At 60.2% G+C, this 16,489-nt stretch carries 18 protein-coding genes; 14 read left to right on the top strand and 4 right to left on the bottom strand.

Features of this window, described 5'->3' with window-relative positions; all coding sequences use genetic code 11:
- Window positions 1-4: 4 nt before the first annotated feature.
- On the top strand, window positions 5-805 hold the full coding sequence (locus BLT08_RS06315) for an ABC transporter permease (protein ID WP_090304001.1): 801 nt from the start codon (window positions 5-7) through the stop codon (window positions 803-805).
- Between the two features lie 102 nt (window positions 806-907).
- Window positions 908-1,252, top strand: coding sequence for a hypothetical protein (locus BLT08_RS22515; RefSeq protein WP_139171284.1), 345 nt, complete (start codon window positions 908-910; stop codon window positions 1,250-1,252).
- Window positions 1,253-1,433: 181 nt separating this feature from the next.
- Here the strand turns inward: BLT08_RS22515 and BLT08_RS22890 are convergent, their stop codons facing one another.
- Complete coding sequence (locus BLT08_RS22890; protein ID WP_175529247.1) at window positions 1,434-1,604, bottom strand: hypothetical protein; 171 nt, start codon at window positions 1,602-1,604, stop codon at window positions 1,434-1,436.
- A 197-nt stretch (window positions 1,605-1,801) separates the two neighbouring features.
- On the opposite strand from BLT08_RS22890, the gene BLT08_RS06305 reads away from it, so the two are divergent.
- Window positions 1,802-2,485: a hypothetical protein gene (locus BLT08_RS06305; RefSeq protein ID WP_090303996.1), complete on the top strand. Its 684-nt coding sequence runs from the start codon at window positions 1,802-1,804 to the stop codon at window positions 2,483-2,485.
- A 98-nt stretch (window positions 2,486-2,583) separates the two neighbouring features.
- Here the strand turns inward: BLT08_RS06305 and BLT08_RS06300 are convergent, their stop codons facing one another.
- Both BLT08_RS06300 and BLT08_RS06295 read right to left on the bottom strand, forming a co-directional pair.
- On the bottom strand, window positions 2,584-3,447 hold the full coding sequence (locus BLT08_RS06300; RefSeq protein ID WP_090303993.1) for a hypothetical protein: 864 nt from the start codon (window positions 3,445-3,447) through the stop codon (window positions 2,584-2,586).
- Window positions 3,444-3,989 carry a hypothetical protein gene (locus BLT08_RS06295; RefSeq protein WP_090303991.1) on the bottom strand — a complete coding sequence of 182 codons (546 nt, stop codon included), beginning with the start codon at window positions 3,987-3,989 and terminating at the stop codon, window positions 3,444-3,446. Before BLT08_RS06295 ends, BLT08_RS06300 begins: the two co-directional genes overlap by 4 nt.
- Before the next feature lie 247 nt (window positions 3,990-4,236).
- Here BLT08_RS06295 and BLT08_RS06290 point away from each other — a divergent pair, with 247 nt between their 5' ends.
- The 7 genes from BLT08_RS06290 to gvpA all read left to right on the top strand — a co-directional run bounded on the left by BLT08_RS06290 (window position 4,237) and on the right by gvpA (window position 10,717).
- The gene (locus BLT08_RS06290; RefSeq protein ID WP_175529246.1) at window positions 4,237-5,283 is read left to right on the top strand and encodes a class I SAM-dependent methyltransferase; all 1,047 of its coding nucleotides are present in this window, start codon (window positions 4,237-4,239) and stop codon (window positions 5,281-5,283) included.
- A gap of 98 nt (window positions 5,284-5,381) precedes the next feature.
- On the top strand, window positions 5,382-5,660 hold the full coding sequence (locus BLT08_RS06285; protein ID WP_139171283.1) for a hypothetical protein: 279 nt from the start codon (window positions 5,382-5,384) through the stop codon (window positions 5,658-5,660).
- A 140-nt stretch (window positions 5,661-5,800) separates the two neighbouring features.
- Window positions 5,801-6,130 carry a hypothetical protein gene (locus BLT08_RS06280; protein WP_090303984.1) on the top strand — a complete coding sequence of 110 codons (330 nt, stop codon included), beginning with the start codon at window positions 5,801-5,803 and terminating at the stop codon, window positions 6,128-6,130.
- A 129-nt stretch (window positions 6,131-6,259) separates the two neighbouring features.
- Window positions 6,260-7,924, top strand: coding sequence for a hypothetical protein (locus BLT08_RS06275; protein WP_139171282.1), 1,665 nt, complete (start codon window positions 6,260-6,262; stop codon window positions 7,922-7,924).
- A 164-nt stretch (window positions 7,925-8,088) separates the two neighbouring features.
- The gene (locus BLT08_RS06270; RefSeq protein ID WP_090303979.1) at window positions 8,089-9,102 is read left to right on the top strand and encodes a glycosyltransferase family 2 protein; all 1,014 of its coding nucleotides are present in this window, start codon (window positions 8,089-8,091) and stop codon (window positions 9,100-9,102) included.
- Window positions 9,103-9,173: 71 nt separating this feature from the next.
- Window positions 9,174-10,208, top strand: a complete 1,035-nt coding sequence (locus BLT08_RS06265; RefSeq protein WP_090303976.1) for an NAD(P)/FAD-dependent oxidoreductase — start codon at window positions 9,174-9,176, stop codon at window positions 10,206-10,208.
- 221 nt (window positions 10,209-10,429) lie between these two features.
- Window positions 10,430-10,717 (top strand): gas vesicle protein GvpA, encoded by a 288-nt coding sequence (gene gvpA / locus BLT08_RS06260; protein WP_090303974.1) that lies wholly within the window; start codon window positions 10,430-10,432, stop codon window positions 10,715-10,717.
- 50 nt (window positions 10,718-10,767) lie between these two features.
- Here gvpA and BLT08_RS06255 read toward each other — a convergent pair whose 3' ends face one another.
- Window positions 10,768-11,958 carry a M24 family metallopeptidase gene (locus tag BLT08_RS06255; protein WP_090303972.1) on the bottom strand — a complete coding sequence of 397 codons (1,191 nt, stop codon included), beginning with the start codon at window positions 11,956-11,958 and terminating at the stop codon, window positions 10,768-10,770.
- A gap of 115 nt (window positions 11,959-12,073) precedes the next feature.
- On the opposite strand from BLT08_RS06255, the gene BLT08_RS06250 reads away from it, so the two are divergent.
- The 4 genes from BLT08_RS06250 (at window position 12,074) to BLT08_RS06235 (ending at window position 16,419) form a co-directional block, all read left to right on the top strand.
- Complete coding sequence (locus tag BLT08_RS06250) at window positions 12,074-13,228, top strand: LolA family protein (RefSeq protein WP_090303969.1); 1,155 nt, start codon at window positions 12,074-12,076, stop codon at window positions 13,226-13,228.
- A 125-nt stretch (window positions 13,229-13,353) separates the two neighbouring features.
- A complete protein-coding gene (locus BLT08_RS06245; protein ID WP_090303966.1) occupies window positions 13,354-13,755 on the top strand; it encodes a hypothetical protein in 402 nt (133 codons plus the stop codon).
- 118 nt (window positions 13,756-13,873) lie between these two features.
- A complete protein-coding gene (gene aroA, locus BLT08_RS06240; protein WP_090303964.1) occupies window positions 13,874-15,172 on the top strand; it encodes a 3-phosphoshikimate 1-carboxyvinyltransferase in 1,299 nt (432 codons plus the stop codon).
- A gap of 104 nt (window positions 15,173-15,276) precedes the next feature.
- Window positions 15,277-16,419, top strand: coding sequence for a thiolase family protein (locus tag BLT08_RS06235; RefSeq protein WP_090303961.1), 1,143 nt, complete (start codon window positions 15,277-15,279; stop codon window positions 16,417-16,419).
- The last annotated feature ends 70 nt before the right edge of the window (window positions 16,420-16,489 follow it).

Here is a 16,489-nt window from a genome sequence, read left to right as displayed (position 1 = left end):
AACCATGTCGGAGCAGACAGCAAACACCAAACGGGGCGGCGTAATCACGTTGACGCGCGCAATCTTCATGCGTGAAGTGACTCTTTTCCTTCGGTACCCTGTCGAAGTCGCCGGTCAGTTAGTCGGTTTTCTCGTGATGTTCGGCATCATCGTTCTCGGTGGGCAGATGATCGTCGGCGACGGGTTCTCCGAGTCCTTAGAGGCGATTATCGTCGGGTATTTCCTGTGGATCATGTCTCTGACCGCCTACTCGAATATCGCGAACGAAATCGGGATGGAAGCGAGTTGGGGAACCCTAGAACGTCTCGCACTCACGCCGTTTGGGTTCGGCGTCATCATGCTCGTCAAATCGATCGCGAAACTGATAATCGCGTTTCTCACGGCGTTTTTGATCCTCTTGATCATGCTAGTGACGACGAGAACGACCCTCAGTATCGACCTCGTGACGATCATCCCGATACTCGTGTTTACCATTGCGTCGGTGTTCGGTATCGGGTTCGCCGTCGGCGGATTCACTGTTCTTTACAAGAACATCCAGAGTTGGGTGATGCTTCTTCAATTCGGGTTTATCGGCCTTATCAGCGCACCGGCTTTCGAGATCATGTTGTTGGAGTTCCTCCCGCTCGCCAAGGGGAGCGAAATGATTCAGACGGCGATGCGGAACGGAACACGACTCTGGGAGTTCTCGCTGACGGATGTCACCGTCCTCGTCGCCGTCGGTGTCGGTTATCTGGTGGTCGGATACGGCATTTTCGAGTTATGCCAACGCCGGGCACGAAAACTCGGCGTTCTCGGTCACTACTGATAGGGATTATCGTAAGTGTTCATAGTTTTCCGACGAAGAACTGAGCGACACCGCCGAAGGCCAGGCCTCGGAATCTCCGGTTGGCTACGAGAATCCCTATGAGTGGACGACGGCGGACAGTCGTCCTCACAGGATAACTGCAACGGTCTTCAACCGGTGTCCGTCGAACGTACCGGCCGGACCGATCCGCGTGCGCCGGTTGTCTATCAGTGGCTACTAGAGAGGGAAGAAGTCAGACGGGTCAAGGTTTCGCTATCGACCGGAACGTTCGGCAGACTGGTCCCGTTCCGCGCGGCCACCGAAAACGAGCAGCCAGACGAGACAGAAAACGACGATAGCGAAAGCGGTCTCACCGGTGTCAAGCGGCGACGAAAACGCCAACTCGAATACAACGAGTGCGAAGACGCCGGTAAGCGGGGTCACGAAGATCATTACCAGTGCGGCTAGTAGGTACGCACAAATTCGAGCGAGGTCAACCAGTTCGTTGTTGGGTTCGAAAACGCCGTTGAGAGCGGTGACGGCCACGAAGGCACACAACACCAGCAACCCGCCGCTGATAAGTTCGTTCACAGATCGACCAGCAACTTCCTCGAACGAAGTCGGAAGTCGACGGCTCATCGTCCCGATATCACGACTGGTCTGAGCGGCGTTCGACCGCCGAGATGAGAATGAGTACGAGTGCAAGGAGTAAGATCCCGATTAGTACGTCATAAACAAGAACTAGCGACGCCAAAAAGAACGCGGCAAACCGCATTCCAGTTGCCCAGTCGTAATCACTCGTAGTTTCAGCGTTGCTCATATGATACATGTACTTTCTGCATTAATATATATCTTCCCCATCCGGACGACTTATTGGGTTGTGTGGCCGAGTGAACGCCCAGACGGGGACAAATCCCTTTTCGAACGCTACGGCCAGTGCCTCGGAGACCGTCGCGGCCGACGGTTCGAAACTTCCGGTCGGAAAATTTTTATTGTTATTGTTCTAACTAGACGAAAATGCACCTAAACCGTGGTGGGAGAGCGGCAGACGTACAGCAGGACGAACGAGAGCTGACGGACGCCGTCGGCGGCTCCGGTGCGATGAAAACGGGCACGACGTCGGTCGGACTAACTGCACGCAACGGTGTCGTACTCGCAACCGATGCCCGGGCGACGGTCAACGGTGGAACGTTTGTCGAAAATCGCAACCTCCGTAAAATAACGAAGGTCCACCCGACGGCGGCAATGACTCTCGTCGGACACATTGGTCCCGCTCGCGCGTTCGCACGCCAGCTCCGCGAGGAGGCTGATTCCTATGAAATTCGACACGGGGACCCGCTGTCGATCGAATCGCTTGCGACACTCGCGGGGAATCTAGTCCGAGAACACGAGATACAGAACATCTCTCCGCTGATCGGCGGCGTCGACGAGAACGGTATCTCCGTCGTCGCGGTCGATACTGCAGGTGGCGTTATCGGTGAAGATTTCGTGGCGACCGGCTCCGGGATGCAACTCGCTTATGGCGTGTTAGAAGACCGTTACGAGGACGACCTCTCGGTCGACACAGCAGTTCGTCTCGCGGCGAAAGCGGTTCAGTCCGGTGTCAGCAGGGACACTCAATCGGGAGACGGCGTTTTCATCGGGACGATCACTGCCGATGGCGTTTCCATTGATGGGCACGACGATTTTTCCGACGTGTGAACACCCGGACCCGAGATCGGCCATACCGAGTCTGATCGTGACTGGTTCCTACCGAAACCCGTATCTACGGTCGAGTTCCGTGTGAGCCGGTGAATCCGTTAGACGATCGTCCACGGAATCAGCTGATTCGCGTAGTAGATAGCCGGATAGGTTGCTGGAAACATGATGACGAAACTGTTGATCCCCATGACGACTGCGTTGACGACGTGGAAGATGATACCGATTGCGAAGATGGCGACCACGATCTGCGGGTCGACGAACAACACTACCGGGAACAGAACTTCAAAGAGGACGATTTTGCCCCCTACGATCCGTTTCAACCAAGCATGGCTCTGAATCAGCTCGTAAAGGCGGTCGTCACCCCACGTCTTCGTCGAGAGCACCATCTCGAGAGCCTCGCCCGTTCGCCACTCCTTACCGATGGCCTTTGCGACACCGGCCAAAAAGTACCCCAGAATCCCCTGCGTGGCGATAAAGAGTATTCCGGCAAGTTGGATTGTTCGGTTGTTCGGCATGGCCGTCGCGACGAATAATCCAGCGTGGGTAACCAGCGACATATCGAACGCACCGCTGAGTCCCGCGGGGTGGCGAACGATCACGAGAACGTCGAGTACGAGCGCGACGAAGACGGCTACGGGGAGAACGACTTGGTAAAGAGGTAGCATCGATCCCAACGCTCCGATCCCTATCAACGCTCCGCCGAGGCAGAACCGGACGAGTATCAGCGTCGGAAAGCGGCCGAGAAGCGGCGATAACAGCGATATTCCACGTATGTTACCGACGTAGACGGAGACGACCTTCCAACTCATGAAGCCGCCGACGCCGTACTGTCGGCGAACACTGTAGAGTTCGGCGCTACTGTACAGCAAGTGTAGTCCAGTCAAAACCGTAATAAGACGAACTGCTGTTTCGAGATCGATCTCCGGTACTGTCATAAATGTAGTGAGCTCTATCCCGATCATAGCTTGTGGAAGTTAGAAACGAACATCGGCGTGGCGTCGTCTTGGCGGAGGCTGCTACGCATCAGCATAAACTGCGTTTTTTCCGCATCGTCGCGATGGTCCATCTTCGAGACGTAGTTGAGTATCATCATGTACTGGATCGTTAGGAGATGATCGTCCGACTCGATCGGTTGGAGGTTTCCACCCTCCGACTCCTCGGGTTCGTCGTCAATGTCGATCGGTTCCTCAGGGGTCGCGAGTCGCTTCGTCAGTTCTTGACCCGCATCGAACAGCCCCTTAGACGGATAGAGGTTCGGATTCCAGAGCCATTTCAACCGTTGTGGCGTATCCGTGAGTTCGGTCGTCTCGGTCCAAGCCGTGACCTCTCCGTCAGAGAGTTTGTCCCGATACAGGAGGTGGTAATCGTACTGTCCTGGATGCGGCGCGAAGAAGTTCCAGTTGGGTATGAGGAACGTAAGGAGCCCTAACCGGTCGGATAGCGGTGAATTGTCGCTCCACGTTTCCACCGTTGTTCCGATAGTTGCGAGCACCCACAGTCCCATTACGACTGGAATAACTACGATTGGTATTGACCCCATCATGTCGAGAATAATGTTGATAATACGCTAATTTTAAACTTTTGGAAATGAGCAACAGTATATGTGATTACTCGTATCGAAAGTTGGTGGAAAGAGGGTCCGTAGTCCGAATCAGTTGCAGGTACTACTTATTCGTGGTTTATCACTCGAGTAGCCATTCTTGAACGAGTTAATTAACTAGATTTATTTTACATCGATGAAACGATATGGCATGCACAGACTGGATCTGTGGTTCAAACAAGAACTCGACGACGACGAACTCCGAGAAATCGCGGAAACAATTCGAGAGGAGTATCCGGAGGCCACCGAGAAAATCGATAACGCGCTGGCCGAACAGGGCGCAATCGCAGAGTTGCTCCGTTCCTCGCCGGAATACGTCTCTGTCGACGCGTTCGCCATGTGGGAGAAACTAGGTATTCACGTGACGCCGGTCCACTGGTCGTCGCCGATCCCGGACGTCCACTCGCTCCCAGACGTCTGGGAAGAGCCGTCGGACTTGCCCGGCATCAACCTCCGTGTCGACGAACAATTCGAACTCCTTTCGACATTCGAATCGAAGTACAAAAACGAGTACGACGAGTTCGCGCTCATCGAGTCGTCCGACGAACACAGCGGGTTCGCAATTAAAAACCGCTACTTCGAATCCGTCGATGCAGAAATTGCATACTCGATGGTCCGCGAACACTCGCCGGAGTGTATCCTTGAGATTGGCGGTGGTAACTCGACGCAGGTGTTAGACGCGGCACTCCAGCGAAACGAGCAAGAGTGCGATCACTACGTTATCGATCCGTCGCCGACTCGATCCATAAAGCGCCACACCGATGCGGAGGTCGTCAAAGAGAACGTCCAGGACGTCCCGGTGTCGGTATTCGAATCGCTGTCAGAAAACGATATCGTCTTCATCGACTCGTCTCACATCGCCACGATCGGAAGCGATGTCCTCTATGAGTTTCTCGAAGCACTCCCTCGTCTCGGCGACGGCGTGTTGGTACACGTCCATGATATCTTCATCCCGTATCAGTATCCGCGCCGATGGATCACCGAGCGTCGCTGGTTTTTCAACGAGCAGTACCTGGTTCGAGCGTTGTTGACGAACAACGACGACCTCGAAGTCCTTTGGACGACTTACTACATGCACCGAAAACACCCGGATCGACTCGCGGAGGCGTTCGAGAGTTATGACGAGATCGGCCAGGAGTACGAGTCGGGTAACATCTACGGCATTCCTTCGAGTCTTTGGCTTCGGACGACGAAATAATTGAATCCCACGAGTAGGTCGGTTCTTACATTTGTATACATTATTCTTTCCAAAAGATATAATAATTTCTAAAATAGAAATCTTATCGCAATACGGCTATGACAGGTGATAACCGAAACGAAACGGTTGCAGAAGCGAGCGCACGAGAGCAGATACCGTCAGAAACCGAGGGAATGACCCTCGGAGAGGAACCCGTACTCTGTCCGCACGTCTGTGGTGCCTATGTCGGTGCCGGCTTTGCGGCTGGCGCAGCGGCTGGCTGTTACACAGAACGGTGTATCGATGGTAATCCGGAACCACTCAAAGACATCGACGAGAAAGTCGAAGACGACGCATCGATCGACGATATCGTTGAAACGGTTCAGGCTGCAGACTGAACCGAAAATTCGTTCTTTGCGCGTCCGATTCCCGCCCGCGTGGATCGGTGAAGCAGGGTTGACTTCGACTCGATCGTCACAACTTGCGTAGCCGTGATCATTAGATTAATACTATTTCAGTCAGATCATGATATAGAAGTATGGAAACGAGGAACGTGAATTCGAAGAATCACGTCAGTGGATCGGAAGAAGACGAAAGACAACTGAACGCTATCGAAGTGAACGCACAGGAGCAGGTTCCGAGTGACGTTTCTGGGAAAGCGGTCCACGAAGAGAAACCCATGCTCTGTCCGCCCGTCTGTCTCGGATACGGTGCCGGCGCGTTCGTCGCCGGATACGGTGCGACTCAGAGAGTCGCAAACAGCGGGGAAGAGCTGTATAAGTCCAACCAAACGTCCCTCACAGAGGTAGCCGAACAAGAGGTTACGGCGGACGCGTCCATCGAGGAACTGATCGAAGCGCGAAAGTAGGGCAGTTCCATTGTCGTATCTTTCGAGCACCGAGTATCAGTACCTGTAGTTTCAGGATTCAAGTAGCGGACCGATAACACAACCTATGCACGGATGACACAGATGCGAAACGAATCGTCCTCGGACGAGATGGCCGGATCGGGCCTCGTCCCGAACCTTCGGATTTGGCTTTCGGTTTCACGGATCGAATTACTTCGGGACCTTCGGTGGCTGCGGGCCCAAGATTACGTTCTTCTCGGAACCGTCGTCGTTGCGCTTCTGGCGACCCCCGGGCTGTGGTTCACGTACCGGTTGATGATCGATGTCGGTGAATCGTTCGTCACCGGTTCACCGCCGCTTGCGACGGCCACGACGCTCGTCGTCGTCGGCTGGATGTTCACCGTGTGTCTCTTCGTCGCGGACGGTGCCGGATCGAACGGCGAGATCGGGAACAAAAGCGCCATCCTAACGATGCGCCCGGTACGAGACATCGCTCCCGGACTCTTGTTCACTGAAATCGTCAAGATGGCTCCATACGTGTTCGTGCCCATCGCTGTCGTTTATCTCGGTTTATCGGTCGGCGTCGGAACGGTCCGTCCGTTCCTAAGCGGCCTCGCACTCGGAGTCGTCCTCACGGTTAGTTCCGGGTTGATCGGGTATCCGATCGGGGTTACGCTACTCGGCGGCATCCGCCAGTACCGTCACCTCAAGGCGATCAAACCGATTATCGGGGTCGTCCTCGGTATCACGTACTTCGCGACGATCTTCACCGGCGGCTTTACCGCGGTAGTCGATATCGTTCGGCCGGTTTCCACCTCGGCACCGCTCGGTTGGCTTGGGGCGCTCGCGTTCGCAACCGTCCCCGGGGCAGACGTCTCGAGCGCCGACGCAGCGAGTGCGGTGGCAGCAACGGTACTACTCGTTCCCGTTGGCATTGTCGGAACCGTCTTTGCCGCCAGGCACACCTGGTATGTGGAGGAGATTGCTAACGGTGACGGAGGGACCCGAGACTCGACAGACGAACTCGATGGAACGGATGCGACCGTGTTCGCCCGAATCCTCGGATCGCTCTGTAGAACGCGAGAAGCCTACGGGATTGCACGTGTGTCACTGCTTCGGCGGTATCGGTCTCCAGCATCGCTCTCGTATGGGGCGTTCCCGCTTTTGGGAGCCATCCCGCTTTTCGAGCAGTTGCTGACGACCGGATCCGTCCCATGGTACACGCCATGGCTCGTGATCGGATACGGCGGTTGGTTCGCCGGGCTCGCGTTCACTGCGAATGTTCTGGGGAATCAAGGACGAACGCTACCGTTGTTGTTGACCTCACGGACCAGTGGCCTACAGGTCGTTTGGGGGTCGATTGTGGCCGCAACGATCGTCGTCGCCCCGGTCACGTCGGTTCTCGCGGTTGGATCCGGTGTCGCAGCGAATCGGCCGCCGACCGAACTGCTCGGTGTAGGCTTTGCCGCTCCCGCAGTCGTCGTTGCTAGTGCGACACTGGCGACTGGGATTGGAACGACCTTCCCACGCGTTACAACCGTCGATATCAGCAGTTCGAAGAATCTGGAGCTCCCGAGTAAGTACACCCTCTGGTTGTTTTCTATGGTCGTAATCTGTGGAGCGTACGCAACGGCGATCGTCGTGGATGAGACGGCTCGGATCGTCGCAACGGGCCTCCTTTCGACGTACGCTCTCGATGTCGATCCATCCACTCTCGAACTCCTCAGCGGGATCACGATCGTCCTTCTCGTCGCCGGGATACCGGTCTCGTGTCTTCGCGCGGCCAGACAGTTCGATACGTATCGTCTATCCTGACAGCCTCCACACAACTGCAGTCGTGGGATTCCTCCGTGTAACCGGTCGTCGGGTCGTTGATTGACCGTCACTTCGAAATCGTTCGGTCGTCGTTCGAAATCATATCTCGATACGGACAGAACGCGGGATTTTTGAACGGTTGATATGTACGAATAGTCGAACGAATGAACCGGTATCTGATCAACGAGTCTGCTCTCGAGTCTTTCGTAGACGAGGGTGACGAGTCGGTTTTACCCGACATTTCGGTCATCATCCCAGTCTACGATAACCCCGATGGGATACGAAAGACAGTGACGTCAGTGGCGGCAGCTACGTACGAGACCGTTGGAATCCACACGGTGGTCACGCCAGCGGACGGGGAGACCGAAGCGGAGCTAGGGGTGCTTTCGGAGTCGATCGACGAGGTGACTGTCCACACGGAGACCGATTACGAGACGCCAGGGAGCGCCCGGAACGTCGCGATCGAGGAAGCGACCGGGGACGTCATACTGTTCACCGACGCGGATATGACGATCGAGAAGAACGGGCTCTTGAAAATCGCGGGCCTCTTTGCCGCTCGAGACGCTGATTACGTGGGGTTTCCCGTCGATATCGTCAGGGAGGGGGCGGCGGAGACGGTCGCGGGGTGGTACGACAGTCACATTCGCTTCCCCGTCGAGGCGTTCATGACCCGATACGGGTTTTGTCCAACCTGTAGCCTCGCAGTTCGGAACGGCGTGTTCGAAACCGGCCTTCGGTTCAATCCGACCCTCGATGCGGGCGAGGACGTCGTCTTCGGGGTCGAGGTGTCTGCATTGGGATTCGAGACCGGCTTCTGTCCGAACGTTACATTGACACATCCCGCTCGCGAGTCGCTGTTGGAGGTCGTCACAAAGGGCTGCAAGTCCGGTACGGGACTGTATCAACTCGACGCACAGTATGGATCGATAGTCGGTGAGGGATCTCGGCTCCGAGATTCGTCAGCGTATCTGCCCGCGCCTCGTTCGGTGTTGCGATCGAAGTGTCGCGAGTGGGAGTCGTTGTCTCCCCTTCACAAAGCGCTGATCGCGCTTCTGTACTACGTCGAAATACTCTCTCGAACGGGGGGCTATGCCCGCGCGGCACTCGGAGGCGAGGATCGGGAACTTCCCGAACAGATCCGAACGTGGTATGAACAGGTCGGCTTGGACGCAAAGTGACGTCCGCGGTCGCATGCGGTCGCCATGGCGTACCCTCAACTCAAATACGTGGGGATCTGAAGCGTACACTGATGACGATACGAATCGGTATCGTCGGTGCCGGTGCGGCGGCCGCAGCCGCGGCGTACGCGCTCGAGGACGAACTCGACGACCCCGAGATCACGGTCCTCGAGAAGTCCCGCGGCCTCTGCGGGCGCGCGGCGACCCGCCGCCGGGACGACGTGATCTACGACTACGGCGCGAACTACGTGAAATCGGACGACGAGCGCGTCGTCGAGTTGCTCACGGAGACGCTCGACACTGACGGGCTGGTCGACGTTACTGATCCCGTCTGGACCTTCGACAGCGCGGGCGAGGTGTCGGTGGGTCGGGACGCGGACGAGCACAAGTGGAGCTACGAGTCGGGACTGACCCAGCTCGCGAAGCGACTCTTCGCCCATACCGACGCGACGATCCACCGCGAGACGCGCGTGGAGACGGTAATCCGGGACGACAGCGCGGAACGCTGGCGGCTCGAGGACGCCGGCGGAGAACAGTGGGGACCGTTCGACGCGATTCTGCTGAATCCGCCCGCGCCGCAGACGGCCGAGTTGCTGCGGACGGCGGCGTGGGACGCCGAGATCCGTGACGAACTCGTCGACGCCGTCGACGACGTGCCGTATCGAACGATCTGGACCGGCGTCTTTCATTACCCGTTCGAACTCGAGCGACCCTACTACGCGCTGGTCAACACCGACAAGGAACACGAAATCGGTTGGATCTCACGGGAGGAGTGCAAATCCGGCCACGTCCCCGAGGGCGAGTCGCTGCTGATCGTACAAGCGAGTCCCGACTGGTCCACCGATCGGTACGACGAAGATCCGGCGGCGAATCTCGAGGCACTCGCCGAGCTCACTGCGGCCATCGTCGAGGACGAGCGCCTGCTCGAGCCCGACTGGACGGACCACCAAGGCTGGCGCTACGCGCTGCCGGAGGATGGCGTCGACCGCGACCCCCTTCGACGCGCAGAGGAGTCGGGCCTCTACTGTCTCGGCGACTGGGTCGCCGGCGAAGGCCGACTGCACGCCGCGTTACGGAGTGGGCTCGAGGTCGGAGGACGCCTCTGAACCGGTCGAGTCGTGCTGAAGACAGCGCGGGTATTCGACGGCGGAACGTCGATCCGAACTGTCCGCTGGTCGAGATCGGTGCCACGAGGTGCGTCACCGATCGGTCGGCGGTCGTTCCGTATCCCGAGTTCCGTTTACAGCGATTCGGTTCGGATATTTGCTTGCCGATGCAGCCCGTGTAATGAAACGAACTCGCGCTGGACGCTCAACTGGAGATCACAATGGCATCACCACAACGACGACCCGACTCCTCGAGTCTCGCCGAAGTGCTCGACCGCATCCTCGACAAGGGCGTCGTCATCGACGTCTGGGCGCGCGTCTCCGTCGTCGGGATCGAGCTGCTGACGATCGAGGCCCGCGTCGTGGTCGCCTCCGTCGACACCTTCCTCCACTACGCGGAGGAGATCGCGAAGATCGAGCAAGCGACGGCGGAGGGTGACTTAGAAGAGCTGGAGGAGCTCGAGGTCGAACCGCGAGCGGAATCGTCGCCCAAGTCGGCAGCCGAGTGACGTTCGGTCGACCGGTTCGTCACTCGCGTTTCGGCTCGACCCGCGGACCGTTACTCGTTTTTCGGCTCGAGGCCCACGCGATAGTCGGTCAGGTTCTCGTACCCGTCCTCGGTAACGACCACCAGATCCTCGATTCGCACCCCACCCACCTCGGGATCGTAGATGCCGGGTTCGATCGAGATCACGTGGCCGGGCTCGAGTTCGCCGCCGGACGGCGAGACGCTGGGCTGTTCGTGGATGTCTAATCCGACGCCGTGGCCCGTGCTGTGGATGAAGCCGGTGTCGGTGCTCGGATCGCTGCGGAGGGTTTCGTAGCCGGCGTCCTCGATGACGTCGCAGGCAACGCCGTGGACGTCGGCCCCCGTGACGCCGGCCTCGACGGCCTCGAGGGCGGCCTCGTAGGCTTCCTTCGTCACGTCGTACCGCCGTCGAGCCTCCTCGCCCGGGTCGCCGCGAGCGAAGGTGCGAGTCATGTCCGCGAAGTAGCCCGTCTCCTTGTCCCGCGGGAAGATGTCGATCACGATTAGTTCGTCGGCCGCGAGCGGGCCGCTGCCGCGGTTGTGGGGGTCCGCGCCGTCGGCGCCGCAGGCGACGATGGTGTCGTCGAGCCCGCAGCCGTGGCGAAGCAGGGTGATCTCGATCTCCTCTTTGACCCGTTCGCTCGTGAGCGCCGCGCCGTCGCGGACGAGCGTGCCGTCGTCAGCGATATCAGCCGTCGCGATCAGCTCCTCGGCGGTCGCCATCGCAGCTTCGTTGGCGTCCTGGGTCGCTTCGATCTGTGCGAGTTCCCAGTCGCTCTTCGTCGCTCGGATCCCCTCGACGATCCCCTCCGGTTCGACGGTGACCTCGAGGCCGCGCGCTCGCAACCCGTCCGCGGTTCCGGTCGGGAAGTTCCGCGGCACGGCCAGCGAGTCGACGTCGTGATCGTCCAGAAACGCCTCGAGCAGTCGGCTCTTGGCCTCGTAGGGGCCGTGTTCGGCGACGAGTTGCTGGTAGTCGTAGTCGGCTCGACGCGTCACCGAATCGGCGCTCGACTCCGTGCTCGCGCGGCCGTACTCGAGCCCCGAAACGAGCAGGTGAACGCCCTCGGGCGTGACGAGCGTCTGGTACGGATCCGGCGCGGTGAAGCCGGAGACGTACCGCTGGTCGGAGTCCGACGCGTCGTCGTCGATCAGGTAGCCGTCAGCGCCGTTCGCCTCGAGCGATTCCCGTAACGAGGAGAGGTCGACAGCAGTATCCATGCGTCGGAGTGTGGCCGGGGAGCACATAATATCGCGGATCGCGGTCGATGCCGAACGATCGCAGACTGGATTCGGACCCACAGACTTATGATTTAACGATAGTCATTCCCCGCATATGGACCGTCGACGGGTTCTGGCGGCGGGAGCCACGCTCGCGTTGGCCGGCTGCGTCAGTTATCCCGGTAGCGAGACGGACGAACCCACTGACGAGGAGTTCGCGGCAACACTCGTCGAGGATGCGATCGAGACGCGTCGACGAATGACCGATCTCACGGCGCGTCGAACGATGTCGGTCGAGACCCCCGACTGGACCGTCGAACGAACCGAGGACGTCGTGCGAGCGCCGCCCGCTAAACAGCGGATCGAGGTGCTCGAGTCGACCGATCCGAACGCGCCGGTCGGCTCCGTTACGGTGACGAACCGGGAACGGACGTGGGAGTACAATCCGGAGACGGGGATCGTCGACCTGCAGCACCATCCGTACAAGGTCGACACCGACGGGACGAGACGCGTCCTCGAGGCGCTCCTCGACGAGTACCGACTGGGGTACGACGGGACGACGACCGTCGACGGACGCGAGGCACACGTCGTCGAAACCCGTCCGCCGGTCGACGATATCGGTCGCTCGATCGACCTCGTCGTCGGAGATACGACGTACGTCATTCCGCTGTCGACGGCCGATCTCGAGGGACTGGACGTCGCTCGGACGATCTGGATCGACGACGAGTACCGGTATCCGATCGGGGAGCGGAACGCGGTCGAGGACGACGGCGAGACGCGATACAGCGTCTCGGTCACGTACGAGGGACTCTCGATCGACGACGGAACCGACTCGGAGACGTTCACGTACCAACCGCCGAGGGAGGCACGGGTCGTCACCGACGGTCCCGAACCGGACGGCATCTTCGAGTCGCGAACAGAAGCGGCGGACGCCGTCCCGTACGAGCTGCCGGATCCCGACGTCCCAAACGCGTACAGACTGGATCGCGTCACCGTCGTCGAGAAGGCCGAACGGTTCGGAACGACGACGACGCTGTGGTACAACGATCCGAACGCGGTCGCTCGGGAACTGTTCGTGGTCGTTCGGCAGGTTAGACGGTTCAATTCGAACGTCCTCGAGGAAGTCGAGATCGACGACCGGACGGCGTACTACCGCGATGGACGAATCCAGAGCGTCTTCTGGGAGTGTGACGACCTGAACTACGAGGTTTCGAGTCTGACGGTCGACGCGCCGATCCGCGAGATTGCGGCGTCGATCGGCTGTCCGTGAGACGTTCGGTCCGACTCGAGCCGGCGTACTGAACCGTCCGAAGCGGCCGTTTTAAATTCGAAAACTGAACGTGAACGATCCCAACCATCACCATTGTTTATGTCCTATCGCTCGAATGAGCGAGTATGACCGGAGTACGTTTCGAGAACGGAAAGCGCGTCATTCACGGCTGGAACGCCGTTTTCAGGGCCGCCTCGGCCGAACCGCGTCGGCAACTCATCGTTTCCCTGCTCGACAGTCCGGCCGACGGATCCGTTCCGCTGCCGGAGAGCGCGGTAAACCCGAACGTGCCCCCGAATCCGGACGACCTCCGACGGGAACTGTTCCACCGACACCTCCCGATGCTGGCGGATATGGGCTTTATCGAGTGGGAACTCGAGCCGTTCGTCGCCTCCCGCGGCCCCCGATTCGACGAGGTCGCCGTCGTTTTCGACGCCTTGCAATCGGAGGTGACCGACATTCCCGATTCGCTGGTCCTCGGCTGTCAACGGCTCGAGCGGGAACGAGAACTTCGATCCGGTGACTGAGCCAGCCACCGCTGTGGCAGTGTGCGCCCGGGTCGGCACCGACGGTTCACCTCGTGACGGCCGGCGTTCGACTTCGCGGATCGGTATCGGTATAGGGCGGCCACTCCACAGACCGACCATGAACGTCAGTATCACGCCCTCGAGGGTCGAGGGCTCGGCGCGGGCACCGCCGTCGAAGAGCTACACCCATCGGGCGATCCTCGCCGCGGGCTACGGAGACCACGCGGCGGTTCGTGACGCGCTCTGGAGCGCGGACACGCAGGCGACCGCTCGCGCCGTCGACCTGTTCGGCGGCGACGTGCAGCGACGTGAGGACGGGACCCTCGAAATCGGCGGTTTCGACGGCCGACCCGACGTCCCCGCCGACGTCATCGATTGCGACAACAGCGGCACGACGATGCGTCTCGTGACCGCCGCGGCCGCGCTCGCGGACGGCACCTCGGTGCTCACCGGGGACGAATCGCTACGCACGCGACCCCAGGGCCCGCTGCTCGAGGCGCTCGGAGACCTCGGCACCGAGGCGTTCAGCACGCGCGGAAACGGCCAGGCCCCGCTGGTCGTCACCGGCCCCCTGTCGGGCAGTACGGTCTCCATTCCGGGCGACGTCTCCTCGCAGTACATCACCGCGCTCCTGATGGCCGGTGCGGTCACCGACGAGGGGATCGACGTCGTCCTCGAGACCGACCTCAAGTCCGCGCCGTACGTCGACATCACGCTCGAGGTGCTCGCCGACTTCGGCGTCGACGCGCGTAAGACCGACGACGGCTTCGCGGTCGACGGCGGCCAGTCCTACCGACCCGTCGGCGGCGAGTACGCCGTCCCGGGCGACTTCTCGTCGATCTCGTATCCGCTCGCGGCTGGTGCCATCGCCGGCGCGGACGGCGGAGCGGTGCGCATCGAGGGAGCGAACCCGAGCGCGCAGGGCGACACCGCGATCGTCGATATCGTCGACCGAATGGGAGCCGACGTCGAGTGGGACCGGGAGGCGGGAACGATCGACGTCTCGAGCGCTCCGCTCTCGGGAATCGAGGTCGACGTGGAGGACACGCCGGACCTGCTGCCGACGATCGCGACGCTCGGGGCCGTCGCCGAGGGCGACACCCACATTACGAACGCCGAGCACGTCCGGTTCAAGGAGACCGACCGCGTGAGCGCGATGGCCGAGGAGTTGGGCAAGATGGGCGTCGAGACGACCGAGGAACGCGACTCGCTCACGGTTCACGGCGACGACTCCGACCTCGTTGGAGCGACGGTCTCCGGCCGTCGCGACCACCGGATCATCATGTCGCTCGCGCTCGCGGGACTGGTCGCCGACGGCGAGACGACCGTCGAGGGGGCCGACCACGTCGACGTCTCGTTCCCCGGCTTCTTCGCGATGCTCGAGGACCTCGGCGCCTCGCTCGATCGAGCTGCGTAACGAAGATAACTAAACCACCGCGTGACGTTTACGGTGGATAGCATATCGTCGGAGATTTTACCGATGTACCTAGTTATATGTGCATACAAAGATGGTGATAAACCATGGCAGACACCACGCCGGTAATCGTTAGCGCGGTCCGAACAGCACAGGGACGGGAAGACGGCGCGCTGTCCGAGTTCCGGAGCGAGGATATGTCCATCCCGCTGGTCAACGAGATGCTCGCGGAGACCGGTCTCTCCGGCGACGATATCGACGACCTGATGTGGGGTTGTGCACAGCAGCGCGACGAACAGCGAGCGAACATCGCTCGACAGATCGCCCTCTTCTCCGACCTCGGCGAGGGGGTTCCCGCGACCACCATCGACCGACAGTGTGCGTCCTCCGCACAGGCGATCATCAGCGCGGCGGACTCGATCGCCGCGGGCCGACAACAGGCGGTGTTCGCGGGCGGCGTCGAGAGCATGAGCCGCGTGAAGATGGGTTCGGCCGAGAGCGGGAGCATGCACCCGAAACTCGACGAGGAGTACGGAATGGCCAACCTCATGATGGGGATGACCGCCGAAAAGGTCGCCGAGAAGTACGGCGTCTCCCGGGAGGAACAGGACGAGTACGGCGCTCGGAGTCAGCAGCGCGCCGTCGAGGCCACCGAGGAAGGAAAGTTCGACGACGAGATCGTCCCCCTCGAGACTGAGGACGGAGTCCACGACGAGGACGAGGGGCTGCGACCCGGAACGACGCCCGAAAAGCTCGCAGACCTCCCGACCGTCTTCAAAGAGGACGGCACCGTCACGCCCGGCAACGCCTCCCAGATCGCCGACGGCGCGGCCGGCGTCCTCCTGACCAGCCGGGAGTTCGCCGACGAGAACGATCTCGAGGTCCTCGCCGAAGTCGGCACCAGCTACGTCGCCGGCGTCGACCCGACCGAGATGGGCGTCGGCCCCGTTCCGGCGACTGAAGGGTTGCTCGAGCGGGCCGGCCGCGAGATCGACGACTACGGACTCGTCGAGATCAACGAGGCCTTCGCGAGCCAGACGTTGTACTCCCAGCGAGAACTGGGGATTCCGGACGACCAGCTGAACGTCAACGGCGGCGCCATCGCCATCGGCCACCCGTTGGGCTGTTCCGGTGCGCGCCTGCCGGTCACGCTCGTCCACGAGATGAACCGTGAGGGCGTCGAGCGCGGCATCGCGACCGAGTGCGTCGGCTTCGGTCAGGGTGCGGCGATCGAGTTCGAACTGCCCTGAGACGAATATTTTTGGACTTTTTGGTCCAGATTTTGCGAAGGAGGCTGCGGAGCAGCCGACTGAGACAAAA

Origin of the sequence: Natronorubrum texcoconense, assembly GCF_900100335.1 — an archaeon.
Classification (GTDB): Archaea; Halobacteriota; Halobacteria; order Halobacteriales; family Natrialbaceae; genus Natronorubrum; species Natronorubrum texcoconense.
The sequence above is the reverse complement of the archived record's forward strand: the minus strand, read 5'-3'. Positions and strand labels throughout refer to the sequence as shown.